Source organism: Planktothrix paucivesiculata PCC 9631 (assembly GCF_900009265.2).
In the GTDB taxonomy this organism is placed as follows: Bacteria; Cyanobacteriota; Cyanobacteriia; order Cyanobacteriales; family Microcoleaceae; genus Planktothrix; species Planktothrix paucivesiculata.
Map to the genome: position 1 here is coordinate 168,849 of NZ_LR735008.1, position 20,761 is coordinate 189,609.

Genomic DNA, 20,761 nt, shown 5'->3' on the forward strand with positions numbered 1-20,761 from the left:
CAGTTTAGCAATACCGGGAGACAAGGTGAAAAATTATAATTGAGATTGTTCGGCATAACAAGTATTTCTTCCTAGGGCTTTGGCTTGGTATAGACATTGATCGGCCCGATCAAAAATATCCTCAATTCGAGTATCCTGGGGTCTAAAAACTGCGACTCCAATACTAACTGTGATGTTTAAATTCCCTTTTTCCGTGGGAATGGAAAGGTGAGCAATTAAATCACAAATTTCCTGGGCAATTTTCAGGGCATCTGCTTGATCGGTGTCCGGGAGTAAAATTACGAATTCTTCTCCGCCATAGCGCCCAAAATAATCACTGGATCGGAGATAATTCTGAATGGCTAAAGTGAAATTGATTAAAATTTGATCGCCTGTTAAATGACCATAATTATCATTAATTTGTTTAAAATGGTCTAAATCTAAGATCAGTAAAGAAAATAAACTTTTATCGTGAATCGCTCGATTGAATTGGTTTTCAATATATTCAAAAAAGCTACGACGGTTTAAAATTTGGGTCAGGGGATCGAGTTGAGATAATTGTTGAAGTTTTACCAAAGCTCTTTTGAGATTATCTGTTGTTTGTTTTAGGGTTAAATGGGTTTTAACTCGTGCTAAGAGTTCATTTCTAATAAAAGGTTTAGTAATATAATCTACAGCCCCTAATTCAAACGCTTCAACTAATTTTTCTTCTTCATAACTAGCCGTGAGAAAAATAATTGGAATTTCTTGTAATGCGGGATCGTTTTTAATAAATTGACAAACCTCTAAGCCATCCATTTCGGGCATCATTAAATCCAACAAAATCAAATCTATTTTATTATCTTTTAATCGATTTAACGCTTGAAAACCACTGGTAGCAAAGGTGGTATTATAGCCCAGACTATCAAGAATTTCTCCAACTAATTTTAGATTATTCGTAATATCATCAACAATCAAAATAAAAAAATCTTCTGGGATAAATAAGTCCATTTTCATTAATTCAACTCCTGATTAACATCATTTTTAAGACTTTCTATAATCCGAGGAAAAGCATTGACGGTTTCAGGAATATTATTCCAATCAAATGCGTCTAACTGCATTTCCAAGACTTCGGCATATTCAATTAAAGGCTGATATTGATATTGTTGCCCCCAGGTTTGTAAGCGTTGAACAAATTGCTGTAAATCTCGAGTTTTTAAGGTTTTTCTTAACGTATTCCAAACCTGTTCTTCCTCGTATTTAAGTTTTAAAAGAAATTCTTGTGCTGCGGCTGATCCAATGACCCAAGACAGATCAACTAATAGATCATCCGTCTCTTGATCATTTGCCATAACCATAGCAGTTTGAGAGTTTAGGGGTAAATGTTTTTTTATTTCCGTGACTAATTGTTTTAAACTCACGGGTTTTAGCAGACATCCTTGACAAAAATCTTGAAGTTCTTTCAATTCTTGAGTTTGACAGGAAGCGGTAACAATAACAATGGGAATATGTTGGGTTTTTTGCTCCTGTTTGAGACATTTAGCCACAACTCTTCCATCCATTTCGGGCATTAGTAAATCCAATAAAATTAAATCAGGTTGATTAAGTTTTGCCTGATGAATCGCTTGTTTTCCATTCTCCGCAAACCATAATTGATGGTGACTTTTAGCAAAATATCCCTGAATCAATTTTCGGTTGGATTCTATGTCATCCACCACTAAAATTTTACTCGGTTTAAACTGATTCAGATTGCGATCTTCACTCAAATTAGATTGCGGAATAATAGGATTTTGAGCCGGAGATACTTCGGGAAAGACAAAAGTAAAAATACTCCCCTTCCCAAGCTGACTTTGAAGCAATACGGTTCCCCCCATCATCTGAGTTAAGCGCTGAGTAATAGCCAATCCTAAACCTGTGCCTCCATACTTACGATTACTTTGTCCTGAACTTTGAATGAAGGCTTCAAAAATCAGACTTTGCTGATCTTCTGCAATGCCAATTCCCGTATCCTCAATCATAAGTTCTAACCAAAATTTTTCACCGTTTAAGGTTTGGTAAGCTTGAGTCCTGGTAGAAATCGTAATTGCTCCGGTGTTGGTAAATTTAAGGGCATTACCAATGACATTAAACAAAATTTGACGTAATCGAGTTTCATCAATATAAACAGTTTGGGGAAGTTGGGAATCAATCTTAGTTTGCAAAACTAACCTTTTTTCTGAAGCTTTCGGGTAAAAAATCTGTTGAATTTCTTTAATCATCACCCGCAGGTTAACGCGAGTATAATTTAATTCAAGTTTGCCCGATTCAATTTTAGACAAATCCAGAATATCATTAATTAAGGCCAGTAGGGTACGACCACCCGTAATAATCGCGTCTAAATAGGGCCGAGCTTTAGGATCAGTCACCACCGATTGTAATAAATCCGTAAACCCTAAAATGGCATTCATCGGTGTTCTAATTTCATGGCTCATATTCGCTAGAAATTCACTTTTGGCTTGGTTAGCTATTTCGGCTTCCCGGCGCGCTTGCTCTAAGTCGATATTTTTCTGGGTAAGTTCTTCTCTGCGACGGGTTTCTTGTTCGAGTAATGTCGCTAATTCCTGTTCTAAGATTTTGCGATCGCTAATATCAATTAAGTACCCTAAGATTTCGGTCACATTTCCGGTTTCATCTTTGACTTTTCTTAACTGGGTAAGAAACCAGCCATACTGACCATCGGCTTTGAGCCAGCGATATTCATGGATATAAGAATCTTCCGTAAATTGAGTGGCTAAGTTGATTAAAACCCGTTCCCGATCATCAGGATGAATCTGTTGAATCCAAAAGCCAGAATCCTCTAAAAAGATTTGAGGATCATATCCGACAATATCCTGAACATTTTTACTAACAAAAGTAATCGGATAATTGCCTTCGGCTTGACAACTTAAAATAACAATAGGAGAATAATTCAGCAGGAAATTCAGGTGATCGCTAGTTTCTCTTAATTCTAATTCGGTTCTTTTGCGATCGCTCACATCTAACATAATCCCTTGCCAAGCGATATCTCCGTTGTCTCGACGTTCGGGGCGAGAAGCTTCTGCAAGCCATTTTAATTTCCCATTGGGCATTCGATAGCGCAGTTCACAAAATACAGGAGTTAATGTCACTGCATTCCTGATTTTTTGTTCTCGTTCTTGTTTAATATCTTCAGGGTAAAACCCCGGTTCTAAAATTTTATGATTCTTGATAATTTGCTCGGCACTCCAGCCAAATACTTCTAAGCAACCATCACTCATATATTCTATATAACTCGAACCATCGGCACATTTAATATGGGTATAAATTGTTCCAGGAATATTGTCAGCTAGGGCTTTTAATTGGGCTTCCCGTTGACGTAGGGTTTCCTCAATTCGTTTGCGATCGCTAATGTCAAAAGTCATCCCTAAAATTTGTTCAATCTCCCCCCGATCATCTAAAACTGGTACATATTTAACAACAATCATATAGGGTTCTAGCCCGGGAATTTGCAAGGTAAATTCCCCAATTTGCAAGGTTTTTGTACTTATGGTTTGAGTTAATAAGGGCAGGTATTGAGAATAAACTTCTGGGGGATAAACGTCTTCATCTCGATAACCAATAAATTTTTCTTTGGGGAATCCTGTTCGTTCTACGGTGCGTGAATTGACATATTCAAATCGCCGTTCTGGATCATAAATCACAAAGACATCGGGGGCGTGCTGCACGGTTAAAGCAAACAGTTCTTCATTGTGTTTGAGTGCATCTTCCGTTTGTTTTAAATGAGTTAAATCTTGAATACTAACAAGAACTCCAGATATTTTATTTTGTTCATCTAAATAGGGGGTATAGGTGCCTCTGACATAGCATTTCCCGGCGGAATTAAGATTAATCCAGCCATCTTTTTGTACCACTTCTCCGGCTAAAACTTGATCGAGATAGGGTTTTAGGGTTTGATTAAACATTTGCTCTCCTAAAACTTCAATAATAGAATGACCAATCACGGTCTCTAAGGGTTTATCGATGAGTTTTAAGTAAGCTGGATTAGCAATTTTATAATTATAGTTTTGATCTAGTAAACAGATACAATCGGCGGTTTTAGCAACAATCCGTTCATATTGACGGAGGGATTCTTCATAACGTTTGCGATCGCTAATATCCTCAACAATATAGGAAAATCGAGGACGATGCTGTTCGGATAAACCAATATAAGAAACCGTTGCCAATAACCATTGCTTTGTCTGATGATCTCGAGTATGTTCATACTCAAACTGGATGGGTTTTCCTAACCGTTGACTTTCCCGATAATAGTTAATCCAAGTTTGGATATCTTCAAAACTTCTCCCTAATTCGCTGGCTAATTTATCTTGAATATCTTCTGTATTTTTACCCATAAATTTAGCTGTAGCTGCATTATCAGATATGTGTAAAATATCCGTTTCTAAAAGTTCAACTACCCCCATCATCATCAGCGAAGAATTATAAAAACTTCTGAGAATCGCTTCCTGTTTTCTTAATAATATTTTGGTGCGTTTAATTCGTTCTATTTCTTCCCTTAACTGTTGATTAGTTTGTTCTAACTCAATTGTTCTTTCCTGAACTTTAGCTTCGAGTTCTTGATTGGCTTTTTGAACTTTTTCCAGGAGAGTAGCTTGTTGAATTCCTAACGCAACATGAACCGATAAATTTTCTAAAAATTCTCTTTCTTCCGGTTGCCATTCTCGAATTTTATCCCCATTCTGAGCAATTAAACATCCCCAGAATTGATTTTCTACCGTAATCGGAATGACCAAATCAGAGGACATAGGATCACAGGACTCAAAAAAAGTGATTCCCAGGGGATTTGAGGTTAATAATTCAGGCGGCGCAAGGGATTCTACAATAATTTTTCCAGGATTCTCTGAACTCTGAATAATCACCCGATCACAGTCTAACAATTGACGAACTTCGGTGACGGTGGCATTCAAAATCTCATCTAAACTTAATGAGGAACGAATTCTTAAGACCGTATCTGCTAATAGTTGATATCTTTGATTTTGTTCTTTGAGTTTATTAATATTACTGTTAACTTCTTGTTTCAAATCAGAATTTAAAGTCTTTAATAGATTAATTTTTTCGCTTTGAAGTTTTTCTAATTGTTGTTTTAATGCTGAAATAACCGTCTGAATTTCACTCAAGTCAATGGCTTGTAAAATCGTAGTTTGAGTGACTAACCCCGCTAAATATCCTTGCTCATTGACAATCACTAGCCGCCGAATGTTTCCTTGTTTCATAGCTTGATGTGCTTCCCAAAGCGAAGCATTAGCATCAATCAAAAATAAGGGATGACTCATCACCTGTTCGGCTTGTAACTGGTTTAAATCGTATTCTGAAGCTTGAAGTTTCAGGATATCCCGTTCCGTCACAATTCCCAAGGGACGAATTTTTTGATCGGTTATTTTTTTACCAATCACCACACAACTGACTCGATATTTTGTCATCAGTTCGGCTAAATGTAATACACTGGTTTTTAAGGAGCTACTAATTACGGTTGTAACCATCACTTCTCGAATGGTTCGACACTTAAGAATGTCTGCGGGTTCTAATACGCCTCGAATACTCTGGGGGGTGATAATCCCGAGAGGTTTTCCTTGTTCATTCACAATCGGTAAATGTCGGATTCGATGTTGACGTAAAATCGAAATCATCTCCAGGGGCTCTTTGATGTCCTGTTCCCGAACCGTAATCACCCCCCGTGTCATCACTTCCCCCACGGTTGTCCCCTGCAAATTTCGCGCTTGGGTCGCCAATTTGACAAAATCCCGTTCGGTTAATAACCCCACTAATTGCTGATCCTCCAAAACCAACACACAGCTTGGATCGGGTTTGGGCTGAGTATCCCTGGTGTTTTGAGTCATTTGTTGAATTACATCCAGGACAGGGGTATCGGGCGATACCCTCAAAAAATGACGATCAATGCAGTCGGTGGGGGAAAAAAATGCAACCGCTTGGGAAAATACCATTGTCCTCTGGGGAAAAATTTACGGGATAGTTATTTTCCCTATTATAAACTCCTAAAATAAATCAAAGTTTTCACTTTTCGTTGATAACTATTAATTCCCCAGGGCAATTGAGAGCAATTCCTGAACATTACTGACCGGAAAAATCGGAATTTGCAGTTGTTCAGCGAGTTCTGCCACGGTCATATCATCGAGAAAAATCGCTTCTCCCTGTTTGAGCATGACTGAGGGTAATAAAATGCCATCTCCTAATATTTTTCCGGTTAATTTTTGTCGCAAATCCTGTCCGGTTAATAGACCGGTAACGGTGATTTCTTGACCCCAATATTGACTGGCTAAGGCAACTAAATTTACTGTTAGTCCTGAAATATTATTTAAGGAGTTAACTAGGGGTTGAAAGGCTTTTTCCACCGCATTTCCCACCACCCAAGTGAACTGACGGGGGCTAGAACAAGATTGCAGAGGATAGTCTTTTACCGCTTGTTCAAATTCTTTGATAAATTTGCGAATGGAACCCACTCCATTCCCAATTTGAGGATAATCTTGATAATGGGATTCGGGGGGTAATTCGGCTCCAGCAATTAAAAACAGTTCATCGGCAATCCAAACACAGGTTGACCCTAATTCCTGTTGAAATTTTTGTTGTAAAGTTTGAACTTGGGTAATAATTTCTTGGGCTTTTTCGGGGGTGACAGGAATTAATTCATCTTGATTGGGACGAAAGCGAGTTAACCCCACTGGAACAACGGCAATGGAGGCAACGGTGGGGATTCTCCCGCGATGAAATTGGGCTAAATCTAAAATTGTTTGTTCCAGGTGTTTACCATCATTAATTCCGGGGCAAACGACGACTTGAGCATGAATTTGTAAGCGATTTTTTTTAAACCATTTGAGTTGATCTAAAATCTGTCCTGCTCGGGGATTTTTTAATAACTGAATTCTGATATCGGGTTCGGTGGCGTGAACGGAAACATACAGGGGAGAAAGGCGCATTTGAGAAATTCTATCCCATTCCTTTGGCGATAAATTAGTTAAGGTTAAATAGGAACCATAGAGAAAACTTAGGCGATAATCGTCATCTTTGAGATAGAGGGTTTCCCGTTTTCCGGGGGGTTGTTGATCGATAAAACAAAAGGGACAACGATTATTACATTGAATTAATCCATCAAATAAAGCCGATTGAAATTCTAATCCTAAATTCTGATCATAGTCTTTTTCGATTTCGATTTTATGAGTTTTTCCTTGGGTATCTAATACTTCTAATTCTAAAAATTCATCGGCACATAAAAATTGATAATCAATTAAATCTCGGGGTTGTTGTCCGTTGATAGAAATAATCGCATCTCCGGGTTCAAAGCCAATTTCTGCGGCGATGGAATTGGGTAATACGGTGGTAATTTTAGCGGGATTAATCATATAGGAATTACGAATTACGAATTACGAATTACGAATACAGAGACGCGCCGTGGCTCGTCTCTACGGGATGATGATTCTAAATATTGTTTAATGCACCTCCCCAAAGGGCGGTTAAAATGGCAACTCCAAAGGCGAGACGATACCAAACAAAAATCCAGGTGCTTTTGCTTTGTAAATACCGAATTAACCAAGCAATGGATAAATAGGAAAAAATCCAAGAGGAAATTAAACCGACTAATAAAGGCAGGATTTGTATATTTCCAACTCCATCGATAAACACCGATTTTAATTCTACAATTCCGGCTATGGTAATGGCTGGAATTCCTAATAAAAAGGAAAATCGGGCGGCGGTTGCCCGTTCTAAACCCAGGAATAATCCGGCGGTAATGGTAGAACCCGAACGGGATACTCCAGGAATTAAGGCTAGGGCTTCTGCCAATCCCATTAATATTCCATCTCGTGGTGTTAGATGTTCAAAATCCCGTTTTCGGGTTCCTATTTTTTCGCCTAATCCTAATAGAAATGCCATAGCCAGAGAGGCGATCGCAATCACTCCCAGACTCCGCAATGGAGAGTTATCATAATCGGGAATTAAGATTTTAATTAATAGCCCAAAAAACAAAATAGGAATTGTACCCAAACAAATTCCCAGAGCCAAACGAAAGTCTATGGAATCATAATCTTTTTTTTGAATCGCTCGCCATGAACCCATGACCACTTGAGTTAAATCTTGCCAAAAAAACCAAACCACCGCCACAATACTCCCTAACTGAATAATGGCGGTAAATGCCGTACCCGGATCGCCCCAACCTAAGACCACAGGAATTACTTTTAAATGGGCCGTACTACTAATGGGTAAAAATTCTGTTATTCCTTGAATTAATCCCAAAAAAAATGCCTGTAAGATATTGATTTGGGTTGCTACTTCTGGAGTGCTTGGAGCTTGGAGCAGGAAATTATCGATAGGTAAATTACCAAATAAATCGGTCAAATACTCAGAGGAATTAATTATGCTGAACATTACATTTTTCCTGAAATTTTTATTAGAGGTCTACGGGATGTTGTCCATAATAGGGTAGAGCTTCTGACCAGTGGGGTTGTTTTCCTGATTTCCAATGTAAATACCCTAGTTCTAATAACTGGAGGGCGGTTTCTCCTAACCCTGATTCTATCTGCACCCGATGATAAGGACTGTCCCAAGAAGCTAAGGTTTTTTCCCATAGTTCAGGGGACATAACTCTATCAGTTAAGAGGGGAACTAAACTAAAATCACTGGGTTTATTTTTACCATAAATTGCCACAAAAAGTTGACCTCTTTGCGCCCGCATTTCTAAGGCAATTACTGAATTTTTATCTTGATTTTGTATCAAGTGAAACTGTTCTTTTTGGGCGATCGCTGCTAAACTAGAAATCGCAAAAACAGGAATATTTAACCCTTGGGCTAAGGTGCGGGCTGTTACGACCCCAATCCGTGTTCCGGTGAAACTTCCTGGCCCTTTAGCCACCGCAATCCATCCCAAATCTGACCAGGTTTGAGGTTGAATAAACTCTGACAAATAGGAGTGTAAATGGGTAGATAAATCCCGTCCTAATGCCCAGGATTGACAGCGTTTAACGTCCTGAAAATTACTGATTGCTAATCCCAAATCAGGACTACTGGTATGGATGGCTAAACCGTAACAGGTTTGGGCGGAAATAGGTGGCACTTTGTTTAAGTTTAGGTTAAGAGGAATGACGGGAAAAGAAAATAGGCATGGACATAAACAAGCCCGCTAAGATTATACCAAAAGATCCCTGCACCCAAATTCTTAAGTCTAACCAGCCAAACACCAAAAACAAAGTAGTGATTGTGATAAATAGTTGATTGATATTCAAGGGATGGGTACGATTGACCAGATATTTAACCCCCCAAAATCCTCCCGCAATCAATAACGAAATGATCGGTTTTAAGATAATAATTTTATCAGCAAAAATAAAAACAATCATCGCCACCATTAACCCATCTATCCAAAACTCTCGCCTTTGAATTTGGTTAATCCAAAACTGGGGAGATTGGAGTTGGGATAAGAGAGAGAAAACGTTATTATTTTGAAATCTAATAATTTTATTCTTTAATTGTGTTTTTTTATCTACCTTTAACGAAGATTGCCATTCAGGAACCTCGTTATTGTTCACCCGTCCCAAAAGTTTGACTTTTTCAATCGTATTCAATTGAAAATGAGTTAATTCATAGCCAATTACAGGCACTAATTGTTTATATTGAATATCTCTGTTTTCATCTCGATTCAAAACAATCGTTAACTGATTTCTTTGGGTTTGATTTACCTGTACTTGAACAATGCCATAGTCCTCTAAACGTTTTTCAATTGCCTCTTGAATTTGAGTGATTTTATTCTGCGGCGGGATGGGAGGAACTTCCAAAATTTGAGGTATTACTTCGGTGGAAATAGCGGGGGAAGGAGTGATTAATTCTGGATTTTCTACCAAGGGTTTAAATCCCATTTCAGGATTAATTGTTAATCCCGGCATCGCCCGCACATAATCTGGTTTAGGATTAAGCTGTTGCAATATTGCCGAGGCGGAATGGTAACGGTGACGGGTTGCACCCCGCAACATTTTATCTAAAATCTGTCCTAATGAATCACTAACCGGAGTTTTCAAATAATCTCGCCAAACCCAATTTCCTTCCGTACTATCAAACAAATCAAAGGGCGTAACATTTGTCAGTAAATGAATACAAGTCACGCCCAAACTATATAAATCACTGGCAAAAACGGCTTTTCCCATTAATTGTTCCGGGGCGGTATAGGCCGCACTGCCAATCATAGTTCCAGTTTTGGGAAGCATTCCGCCAGTAACTAATTTAGCTGCTCCAAAATCAACTAAAACTAAATTTCCGGTAGTTTTTTGGTCATCAAATCTACGAATAATATTTTCAGGCTTAATATCTCTATGAATAACTTTATGCTCTTGAATAAACTGTAAAACTGGTAATAAATCCTTCAAAATAATAATAATTTTTTCTTGATCAAAGGCTCCTTTTTCTTCCAACTCCTGAGCTAAATTTTTACCTTCTATAAACTCTTGAACTAAATATTGATAGCCGTCTTGTTGAAAATAACCTAAACCCTTGGGAATTTGGGGATGTTGTCCCAAGGTTTGTAATCGTTCGGCTTCCTGTTGGAAAAGTTCCGTGGATTTTTGTATATTTCTACTTTGGGGAAAAAATTGCTTAATCACACAATCAGAGGTTAGGGTTTGACTCTCCTCGACCGCTAAAAATGTGCGCCCAAATCCCCCCTGCCCAATTAATTTTATCCCTCGATAAATAATAGGTTCACCCTGAACAGACACAGAATTAAGTAACAATTTAGAACCACACTGTTGACAGAACTTGCCATCACCAGGATTCGGTGGATTAGAACAATTTGGATTAAAACAATAACTCATTTGTTATACGGTGATTTATAAATTATCAGGGTGTGGGAAGAAGCAGGGGGTTGTAAGATGTGAAGCAAAGGTGCAGAGTACAGAGTGTCAATTATTTTCTTCTTCCCCTGCCTCCCCTGCCTCCCCTGCGGTCACTGAGCCTGTCGAAGTGCCCCCTGCTCCCCTTGCCTACCCCAATTACGTTGGAACCAATTCCCCGGGTCTTAATTTTGCCCATTTACCGTTTTCTGCTTTAAAACTCAGACATCCGACTACATCCCATTCTATTTCAATATCTTGGTCATTCGGGGTACGAATATTGACATTAATGGTGGGTTCGGTGGGTTCAAAGCTGGGATTTTCAGTCAAATGACGTTCTTCATGCTGGGTTTCTACGGCGTGGTAGGTGGTGCAGTCATCCACATAATAACAATTCACACAAATACACATAATTTTCTCCTCTGTATTTGCCCAGGATGGAAACAATTGCCCATCCCTTTGATGTTAATTTAACTTAGGTAGCTCTAAACTAGCACGAACTTTTTTGTTGATTTTTATTGCCATGTCTGAAGCTTTACCCGATGTCTTCTCTCCCGCCCGTTGGCCGTTTGAACTGAGTCAGTTACCGCAACCCGCCTATTTAGTCGGGGGTGCTGTGCGAGATGGGTTAGTGGGTCGCACCGTTACGGATTTGGATTTGGATTTTGTCCTGTTACAAGATGCGGTTCAAACAGCACGCACCCTAGCTAAATATTATGGCGCTGGTTTTGTGTTATTGGATGCGGAACGGCAAATTGCCCGGGTTGTATTTAAAAATATAACGGTTGACTTTGCTCAAGCTGAAGGCAATAGTTTAGAACAGGATTTACGCCGCCGGGATTTTACGGTAAATGCGATCGCTTTTGATCCGTTTACACAAACTTTTATTGATCCTAACAAGGGTCAAGAAGATTTACAACGGCGTTTAATTAAAATGATTTCCCCTGAAAATTTACAGGATGATCCGTTACGATTGTTAAGGGGATATCGTCAAGCGGCTCAATTAGGATTTGAAATTGAGGCGGAAACAAAGGCTGCTATTCAAGCATTTGCTCCTTTATTAAGTCAGGTTGCAGTTGAGCGAATTCGCACGGAATTAGTCTATTTATTCAATACTCCTAATGCCACGAATATAATACAAAAATCTTGGGAAGTTGGCTTAATTTCTCCTTGGTTTCAGAGTGCCAATCAACAGTTTCAGCACTTATCCCAAATGGATTTATCTGCTGAAAACTTAGGAAAAATTTATCCTCAATTATCCCAGGAATTATCCCGAGGATTGCGAGAAACTTTAAAAATATCGATTTTAGGAATAGCAAAATTAAGTTGTTTATGCAATCAGAATCTAACTTTGGCTGAAGCAGAATTACTAGAGTTAAAGTTTAGTAAAATAGAGTTAAAAAGTGTTTTAGCAATTCTCAAGGGTTTATCTCAAATCAATCTATTGAAAACCAAAGATTTATCTTTAAGAGAACAATATTTTTTATTCCAAGGGTTAGGAATCTTATTCCCTGCTGTAATTGTGAGAGCGATGGCGGCTGGGTTTTCCCTAGAAACTCTTTCTCCTTTAATTAATCGTTATTTGAATCCCAATGATCCCATCGCCTATCCTCAATTATTATTAACCGGAAATGAATTGATGGAAGCATTAAAACTCCGTCCGAGTCCCAAAATTGGAGAACTCCTATTAGAAATTCAGTTAGGACAAATTGAAGGAAAAATTACCACAATTGAACAAGCGATCGCTTATGCTCAACAATTATTATAATCAAGTTCGGTTCCCGAGTGGATAATATTAACCCGGACTATAGATTTCCATAAAAGTCATGAATTCTTGAATAACTTCTAATTGCACTTGATTTAAAATATTAAAATTGGGGCGATAATACTCATCTTGAGTATTAAAAATACGCTCCAGAACATAAAGAGTAGAGTCAAAAGACGCCGAAGTTGTATGCTCATAATTTTTCAGACACCAAATCATATAAGCTGGAATATAATGTCTGAATCCTTTTGCATCTAAAAAGGAAAAAGCCTCATAAAAATCTTCAATCCAGCTATCAGGAATATCTAACCAATGAATATGACAATCAATAATTCTAGCGTTTTCCGTATCTGTATAATCATCCAGGGCGCGAGCTTCATGGAGCGTAATTCCATCTTCTAGCTGTACCTCTAAAAATGCTGCTCTAATTTTTTCAATTAATAATAAAGCCTCTCTTTTTGCCCTAACCTCTATCGGTTCCCAATTCGGGTTTCTAACCTCGTCAACCGTAGGCGATCGCACATCCTTTAACCATTCTAGTTTACAAGATCCAAACTCTAAAAAATTCTTTTGAGCCTGACGTAAACTGACTTGATTAGAACCCGTCCAAACACTCCAATTATTCATGTCCTCATTATCCTCCCAAAAACAAATCGGACAGATGAGATAAGTCCCTGGAGGTTCTTCTATTAGGGTTAAATAGCCACAACAGCGACAAGGATAAATTTTTTGAGGTTCCATATTAATACTGAATTAATCTTATCAAAAACAATCCTAAAATCAAACCCGCTCGGGCGGGTTGTATGGGTATTAGGGAGTAGAACTAGAAGTAACAGAAGCCGATGAAGGATTAGGATTAACCGATGGAATTGTAGCAGGTAATTAAGATTTTACAGAGTCTTGAGCTTGTAAAATTACCTTCCGGGCAACGGTTTGAATCCCCGTATGTTGATAATAATTCGTGCTTTGATCAATAAATGCCGCGACAAAATCTAAATTATCATCCGCTATTTGAATAGAATTTCCCAAAGCATTAAAAATTGATTCGGGTGTAATTCCGGTTTTGGTCACTAGATTATTAATCCAACCTTGAACCGCATTAAATCCTTGATTGATAAAACCCAATTTATCCGAGGGCGTACCCCCAGGAATAAAATTACTCAGGGATGAAAATACCGGATTTTGTGTTAGAATATTGGTATCTGCTTGAGCCATCGTTTGATGAATTTTACTCAAGAAGTTAGGGCCTAAAGGTAACATTCCATCCAAACAAACTAAAGCCACCATCCGCATTAAAGCGGCATCTTGATAATTATTATTCAGGGCTTTAACAAATTCTTGGGGGTTGGGTTGGGGAATGCCATTTAACTTGCAAAAAGCAACAATTTCCCCCGCAATTTTCAAGGCTAAATCAAAGCTTTGGAGCATTTCAGGTTTAGGCGTAATACTGCTTAAAATAGACAGAAAGCTGATTTTTTCTCCTATTTTATTGGCTAAGGCTGCCGTTCCGATTGCCACATCCGCCGTATCAATGGTTTGATAAATTTGAACCGCCGATTGATAGCCATATTTGGGATCATGATACAAGACCACAGCCCGATCTCGAATTCTTTGGATCACTTGAGCATCTGTTTCTCCGGTAATTGTTTGGATACTATTTTCAAATCCCACTAAATTCGTCCACTGTCCCGGCATTAAATAATCAATAGCATTCAAGACTTTCACCGTAATATTATCGGCGGGAAGTTCATCAACCAACTGTACAATGGATTTATCCATAAATTCAGAGTTTTAATTTTCTATTTTTCTTCTATAATATTATTTTATTCTTATCGGACAATTAGGAATTCTTTATAAAAATTTAAAATTAAGCGATCGCCCATTTTTATTAAAATAAAAAATCTTTACCCCTATTTTCCCTTGTCATCTGATCTTGATTAATTAACCGATCCACTCCATAGAAAGATTTTAGAGGTGATAAATTCCAACTTGCAGGAACAACCTCCAGCAGCCACCAATCAAATAAATCTCGTCTTCCCTCCGAACCGGGAAAAATTGCATAACCTTCTAAACAATCCTCTAAAATTTCTAGTAAGGCTTCTTTGGCTTGGTCATAATCAAAAACACGAATTGCATTCTGAAAAACATCAATCGCCTCATAAATCACTTGAAAACTAACAACTTCTGGATAAGGTAAAGATTCATAGTGTTCTATAACTTTATTGTACCAATCATTAATTAAATTATTTTTATATTTTTTATCAATTGTGTTAATGTTGTCAGAATTGATTATAAATAACTCCAAAGAAGTTATAATATCTTTTGTTAAAGAATCATTAGGATAGTAGTATTCTAATGTGGGTTCTACTGCCATAGTTAAAATTAATGTCATCCAGAGATAACGAAGATGGCAGATTGTGGAATTACCAACTTTAAACCCTTCTAATACTTGATTTAAAACATCAGAAAGTGGAACTGTACTATTAGTTTCAGACTCATAAAGCTCTGGATAATGTTCTTGTTGAATTTGATTCAGTAAATCTTTAAAATCATCAGTCATAGGATTGATGAAAGAGGTTTTGATCTGATGATTGATTTGATTTGATCTTAATTTCATGAAGATTCTTCCTTTAATGCTCAGGGTGGATAAGGTAATTCCCAAAAAAGTTCAACCGTGATATTAGGAAACTTATCCTTAAATTGATTGATAATAGAGTTGCAACTTTCACAGGGTTGAAGTTCAGTGTAAAGATAGAGATTCCCTGAAATTGTTAGCTCAAAAAACATTTCAAGTGGTGCTGCAATCATAGATAATACTTTGTATTCAGCATCCGTATCCATTATAAGTTGAGTACGAGAGTCAATTGTAGGTTCAAATTGTCTTAGGTAGAGGGAGCGAAATCGGACGCTCTCTTGATGTAGCTCCCGCACCCAAGGATGTACCATTATGGAGATGTAATTCAGCAACAGCAACATTGCCTTTACGAATCGGTTTTTTAATGTATCTTTCTCGAATGTACCTCGCATCTTTTTGCAACTGCTCCTTGTTCAGACGACTAACTCCTTATAGAACCTTTTTTGTGTTCTTATTAGTTAATCATATTAGGATTCATAATAAATATCTCTGACAAGGAATTACAACTGATATTGACTCCTGACGCCACTAATATATTAAAATTATAATATATTCTGCCAATTTCTGAACCCATGCTTTGCGATTACCTAGTACAAATTCTCACCGCCCGTGTTTATGATGTTGCCCAAGAAACACCCTTAGAATCTGCTCCTAACCTCTCAAAACGCCTGAATAATAAACTACTCTTGAAGCGAGAAGATATGCAATCGGTCTTTTCCTTCAAATTACGGGGAGCTTATAACAAAATGGCGCATCTTACCCCGGATTTATTAAAGAAAGGAGTGATAGCAGCATCAGCAGGAAACCATGCCCAAGGTGTGGCTTTAGGTGCATCTAAATTAGGCACAAAAGCTATTATTGTGATGCCCGTAACTACGCCTCAAGTTAAAGTTAATGCGGTTAAAGCAAGAGGTGGTGAAGTCGTATTATATGGAGATACCTTTGATGAAGCTTGTGCCTATGCTCGTCAACTAGAAACCGAAAAAGGATTAACCTTTATTCACCCCTTTGATGACCCCTATGTGATTGCCGGACAGGGTACAATTGGGATGGAAATTTTACGCCAATATCAACAACCAATTCATGCTATTTTTGTTGCCATTGGTGGCGGGGGATTAATCTCAGGAATTGCCGCTTATATTAAAAGATTACGGCCTGAAATTAAAATTATTGGAGTTGAACCCGTTGATGCCGATGCGATGTCACAATCTTTAAAAGTCGGACATCGAGTTAAATTATCACAGGTTGGGTTATTTGCCGATGGGGTAGCGGTGCGAGAAGTGGGGGAAGAAACTTTCCGTTTATGTCAAGAATATGTGGATGAAATTATATTAGTTGATACGGATGATACCTGTGCGGCAATTAAGGATGTTTTTGAGGATACCCGTTCCATTTTAGAGCCGGCGGGAGCCTTAGCCATAGCGGGAGCTAAAGCTTATGTAGAAAGAGAACAAATTGAAGGAGAAACCTTAATTGCGATCGCTTGCGGGGCTAATATGAATTTTGACCGCCTGCGATTTGTGGCAGAAAGAGCCGAATTTGGAGAACGCCGGGAGGCAATTTTTGCTGTTACTATTCCCGAAGAACCTGGCAGTTTACGGAAGTTTTGTGAATGTATTGGGAAACGCAATTTAACCGAATTTAACTATCGTATTGCCGATGAAAAAGAAGCCCATATTTTCGTGGGAATGCAGATTAAAAATCGGGAAGATGCGGCACAAATTATTGAATATTTTGAAGAAAATGGATTTAAAACTATTGATTTAACCGATGATGAACTAACTAAATTACACCTGCGGCACATGGTCGGAGGACGGTCTGCTTTAGCCCATCATGAATTACTCTATCGCTTTGAATTTCCCGAACGTCCGGGGGCATTAATGAAGTTTGTTTGTTCGATGAGTCCTAACTGGAATATTAGTTTATTTCACTATCGGAATAATGGGTCAGATTATGGCAGAATTGTGGTAGGAATGCAAGTTCCTCCTGAAGAAATGGGAGAATGGCAAGCCTTTTTAGAAACCTTGGGTTATCGCTATTGGGATGAAAATAAAAACCCAGCTTATAAACTATTTTTGTCCTAAAAGTTGCCATCGTAGGGGCGGGTTCCGAATTAATTAGGACTTACTCAGAAACCGGGTTTCTGAACGATAAATCTTGATTTCATCCGCAAAATCAGGGCCAGAAACCCGGTTTCTTTGGTCTTGTGCGTAAGTCCTGTTAATCTTTGATACCCTCAAAAAAATTCTATAAACCCGCCCTATCTATTCCCTATTCCCTAAATTAATTAAGGTTCAATAAAATGGGCCCAAACTGAACCATCTGGCCCCGCCACTTGATTCATATAACCATAGGAATAAATAATTCGCCGACCCTCGGTATTAGAATAACCTGTGTAGGCATCTCCCCAAGGATCATTAACAATATATCCCTGACTATTATAGCCAATAACTGTTAGAATATGACCCGATGGAGTCGTATCTACACCAATCACAACCGGACGACGATTAATCAATTCATTTTTCAAATCTGACCAATATCGAGTCGTGCTAAAACTACTTTTAAATCCATAGGCACGAATTAAAGCGGATAATACATTATGATCGGTTTGAGACCCACTTCCCGCATAATTAAAACACCATTGTAATAATTCATCTTCTAATTGTCCGCCCCACTTTGATCGCACACCATAATAATACATCACCATAGCAATAGACGTAACATTACAAGTAGACCAATAAAAACGGGGATTATCTCGTTGAGAAAAGTAGGGTACATTTAATTCAACTTGAGGCGGTAGGGGGTTAAAAACTCGTCCTCCCCGCTTAAATCTGACATAGTTAGGAAAGATATAACCTGTATTGCCAAAATTAGGCAATTCTTCTAATAAAGAAACCTTAACATGGTTATTTTCTAAACCATAACTTTTTACACCATAAACCCGTCCCAAAGGTAAACTTGTGCGGTCAAATTCTTTGAGTTGACTAGAATCAATCGGCTGTTTTTTCAAGACAGTTTTTTCTAAAACGGTTAGGGTAATCGCATCAGGATCATAACCTATTTGTTGACCCTCTCGAATTAATTTAACGTGCTGCCAATAGACATAACCGACTGTTCCAAAATTAGGAATAGATTGGGCTAAAGTGACTCGAAAATGCCCCTTAATTGAAGCATAACCTTTAATAGCAAAAGTTTGTCCTAATAATAATTGTTCAAATTGTCGAGGTTCTAAATCAGAAGAATCAACAGGTTGAGCTTTAATTTTTGTGGTTTCTGTCACTAACATTTGAGCATTAACATCGGTATCGGGAACTTCTTCTAGGTCAAAACGGAATACTTCCGATCCTTTTTTCAATCTTAAATGATTGGTATAAATATAACCAAAATTTCCCACCGGAGGAATCGCATTTTCTAATACGATTTTTAGATGACCGTCCACTAAACCATATTTTAAAACTTTGAAGGTTTGACCCGCTTTAATTGCTACTTTTTGCTGTTGATTTAAGGAAGATGAATCAAAGGGAACAATTTTAAATAAGGTATCCTCAAGGATATCTAAAGTTAAAGATTCTCCGACGGTCATGGGATTTTCACTGACCGTAATATTAATCACTCGACTGGCGGTAACATTCCCCTGTGAGTCAATAGCTTTTAATCGTAACCACCGATATCCTGCATCACTAAATCCTGAGTTAACTTGAGTTTCCCAGGTGCTTTTTTCCCGATCTAAGTTAATATTAAAAGCATAGCGATCTTCTGCAAATAAAGTAATTTCGGCCGTGGTATTGGGATCAAATGTTCCTTTTAAGACCACGGGTGTATTGACTAAAACTTCTGTTGCTCCTTGATAGGTTAAGGTTTTATTAACTATTAAGGGAAGATTCCCCCGACTCAAGGTAATAAAATCGGGATACAAATATCCAGTATTGCCAAAATCGGGAAAATTTTCGGTTAAAGTCACTTTAATATGACCGGATTCTGATGTATAACTTTGGATACCATAAATCATTCCCGCCGGAAGGGTAATTTTTTCGGAGGATTCCAGATAAGCTGAATCAATTGGACGTTTTTTTAAGGGTGTGGTATTAATAATCATGCAGGTAATTGCATTATTATCAAAGGGAATTTCTTGATTATTTTCTAAGATTTTAACGTGATGGCGATAGAGATATCCAGATTGACCAAAACCGGGGAATTGTTGATTGAGAGTGACGCGAAAATGTTCGGCAACACAGGCATATCCAATAATATTATAAGCACTACCTTGAGGCATTTCAATAAATTGATCCGATGCTAACTGAGATAAATCATCGGGTTTCATTTTTATCGGGGTAGTTTGTGTCACCCATAATAGTTGATTCCCCGGACTATGTTCGGGGAGTTGATTGGGATTAAACCATAATAGTTTTGAGCCTTTTGTGACTATAATATGGGGTTGATAAACATAGACGAATTTTCCTAAATTGGGTAAGGGGTTATTCAGTTCTAGTTTAAGATGATCATTGACTAATTCTATGCTATCTACTACTAAATTTTCCCCAATTTTAAAGGATTCTTTTTGTCGATCATTTAATTGGGAAGAATCAATAGGTTGAATTTTTAATAATGTGTCTTGTTGCGGCATAACCCTATAGGCAGAGCGGGTATTCATTCCTTCTTGATTAACCATTAAATCAATCACAGAATCAGCTATTATATTATTATTATAATCTTTTCCTTGAAGTCTTAACCATCGTTTTCCCGCCGTATTAAATCCATTTTCCAAGCTGACAGACCAAATTCCGGCTTTCCCATTCAAATCAACAGTCAGAGGATATTTGTCTTCTGCCATAACCACAACGGTTTGACACTGTTGGCGATCATAAATTCCCACTAAAACAATCGGTTGATCAATCAGAATATTGCTGGGGCCGAGATAAGTTACCATGATTAAAACTCTCTATGATCTAAAGGAATAAAAGGCTAAAACTAGCAAGAAAACCGCCCCAGAATATTCTATGGGCGGCTATCTTAGAAATACAGACAATTTCAATTACAATTAACTGCCCACAAACGCTAAAATATCTTGGGCGTGGGTTTCAGTTTTAACGGCTGCATCAACGTGGGAAATGACTCCTTGGCCATCGATCACATAAGTCACCCGTTTAGCATAGCCACCGCCTTCTACATCATAAGCTTTGGTGATCGCTCCGTCAGTATCGGCTAATAAAGGGAAGGGTAAACTATATTTCTCGGTAAATTTTTGGTGAGATGCTTCATCATCCATGCTCACCCCTAAAACCACAATATCTTTGCCTTGATATTCTGTATAGTTATCGCGGAAACTACAGGCTTGTTTAGTACAACCGGGGGTATCATCTTTAGGGTAGAAATACATGACAACGGTTTTGCCGGAAAAGTCGGACAAAGACACGGTATTTCCCTGGGTGTCTTTGACTGTAAAGCTAGGGGCGGTTGTGCCAACAGATAAAGGCATTGTTATTTTATCCTCCTCAAGGGGACTAAATTTGATATTGATGGTCTTTT

The 20,761-nt window shown here is 38.1% G+C and carries 15 protein-coding genes; 2 read left to right on the forward strand and 13 right to left on the reverse strand.

Features of this window, described 5'->3' with window-relative positions:
* Positions 1-33 precede the first annotated feature (33 nt).
* The 7 genes from PL9631_RS07730 to PL9631_RS07760 form a co-directional block, all read right to left on the reverse strand.
* Positions 34-975 carry a diguanylate cyclase gene (locus tag PL9631_RS07730; RefSeq protein ID WP_231516672.1) on the reverse strand — a complete coding sequence of 314 codons (942 nt, stop codon included), beginning with the start codon at positions 973-975 and terminating at the stop codon, positions 34-36.
* Positions 975-5,954, reverse strand: a complete 4,980-nt coding sequence (locus tag PL9631_RS07735) for a PAS domain S-box protein (RefSeq protein WP_083618684.1) — start codon at positions 5,952-5,954, stop codon at positions 975-977. Before PL9631_RS07735 ends, PL9631_RS07730 begins: the two co-directional genes overlap by 1 nt.
* Before the next feature lie 90 nt (positions 5,955-6,044).
* Positions 6,045-7,367 carry a TIGR03279 family radical SAM protein gene (locus PL9631_RS07740; RefSeq protein ID WP_083618686.1) on the reverse strand — a complete coding sequence of 441 codons (1,323 nt, stop codon included), beginning with the start codon at positions 7,365-7,367 and terminating at the stop codon, positions 6,045-6,047.
* Between the two features lie 76 nt (positions 7,368-7,443).
* Positions 7,444-8,388: an undecaprenyl-diphosphate phosphatase gene (locus tag PL9631_RS07745; protein ID WP_083618688.1), complete on the reverse strand. Its 945-nt coding sequence runs from the start codon at positions 8,386-8,388 to the stop codon at positions 7,444-7,446.
* 22 nt (positions 8,389-8,410) lie between these two features.
* Positions 8,411-9,073 (reverse strand): tRNA (adenosine(37)-N6)-threonylcarbamoyltransferase complex dimerization subunit type 1 TsaB, encoded by a 663-nt coding sequence (gene tsaB, locus PL9631_RS07750; protein WP_083618690.1) that lies wholly within the window; start codon positions 9,071-9,073, stop codon positions 8,411-8,413.
* Between the two features lie 16 nt (positions 9,074-9,089).
* A complete protein-coding gene (locus tag PL9631_RS07755; RefSeq protein ID WP_083618692.1) occupies positions 9,090-10,817 on the reverse strand; it encodes a serine/threonine-protein kinase in 1,728 nt (575 codons plus the stop codon).
* A gap of 177 nt (positions 10,818-10,994) precedes the next feature.
* Complete coding sequence (locus PL9631_RS07760) at positions 10,995-11,246, reverse strand: Ycf34 family protein (RefSeq protein WP_083618695.1); 252 nt, start codon at positions 11,244-11,246, stop codon at positions 10,995-10,997.
* 112 nt (positions 11,247-11,358) lie between these two features.
* Between PL9631_RS07760 and PL9631_RS07765 the strand changes: the two genes are divergently transcribed.
* A complete protein-coding gene (locus tag PL9631_RS07765) occupies positions 11,359-12,603 on the forward strand; it encodes a tRNA nucleotidyltransferase/poly(A) polymerase family protein (protein ID WP_083618697.1) in 1,245 nt (414 codons plus the stop codon).
* A 27-nt stretch (positions 12,604-12,630) separates the two neighbouring features.
* On the opposite strand, the gene PL9631_RS07770 is transcribed toward PL9631_RS07765, so the two are convergent.
* The 4 genes from PL9631_RS07770 to PL9631_RS27350 all read right to left on the reverse strand — a co-directional run bounded on the left by PL9631_RS07770 (position 12,631) and on the right by PL9631_RS27350 (position 15,627).
* Positions 12,631-13,341, reverse strand: a complete 711-nt coding sequence (locus tag PL9631_RS07770) for a DUF6714 family protein (protein ID WP_083618699.1) — start codon at positions 13,339-13,341, stop codon at positions 12,631-12,633.
* Between the two features lie 141 nt (positions 13,342-13,482).
* A complete protein-coding gene (locus tag PL9631_RS07775; RefSeq protein WP_197046292.1) occupies positions 13,483-14,379 on the reverse strand; it encodes a hypothetical protein in 897 nt (298 codons plus the stop codon).
* A gap of 109 nt (positions 14,380-14,488) precedes the next feature.
* The gene (locus PL9631_RS07780; protein WP_083618701.1) at positions 14,489-15,217 is read right to left on the reverse strand and encodes a hypothetical protein; all 729 of its coding nucleotides are present in this window, start codon (positions 15,215-15,217) and stop codon (positions 14,489-14,491) included.
* A gap of 20 nt (positions 15,218-15,237) precedes the next feature.
* Complete coding sequence (locus tag PL9631_RS27350; RefSeq protein WP_407947575.1) at positions 15,238-15,627, reverse strand: deaminase domain-containing protein; 390 nt, start codon at positions 15,625-15,627, stop codon at positions 15,238-15,240.
* Between the two features lie 180 nt (positions 15,628-15,807).
* Here PL9631_RS27350 and ilvA point away from each other — a divergent pair, with 180 nt between their 5' ends.
* Complete coding sequence (gene ilvA, locus PL9631_RS07790; protein ID WP_083618703.1) at positions 15,808-17,319, forward strand: threonine ammonia-lyase, biosynthetic; 1,512 nt, start codon at positions 15,808-15,810, stop codon at positions 17,317-17,319.
* A gap of 203 nt (positions 17,320-17,522) precedes the next feature.
* Here ilvA and PL9631_RS07795 read toward each other — a convergent pair whose 3' ends face one another.
* Positions 17,523-20,162 (reverse strand): C39 family peptidase, encoded by a 2,640-nt coding sequence (locus PL9631_RS07795; RefSeq protein ID WP_083618705.1) that lies wholly within the window; start codon positions 20,160-20,162, stop codon positions 17,523-17,525.
* A gap of 111 nt (positions 20,163-20,273) precedes the next feature.
* Positions 20,274-20,711 (reverse strand): peroxiredoxin, encoded by a 438-nt coding sequence (locus PL9631_RS07800; RefSeq protein ID WP_083618707.1) that lies wholly within the window; start codon positions 20,709-20,711, stop codon positions 20,274-20,276.
* Positions 20,712-20,761 lie beyond the last annotated feature (50 nt).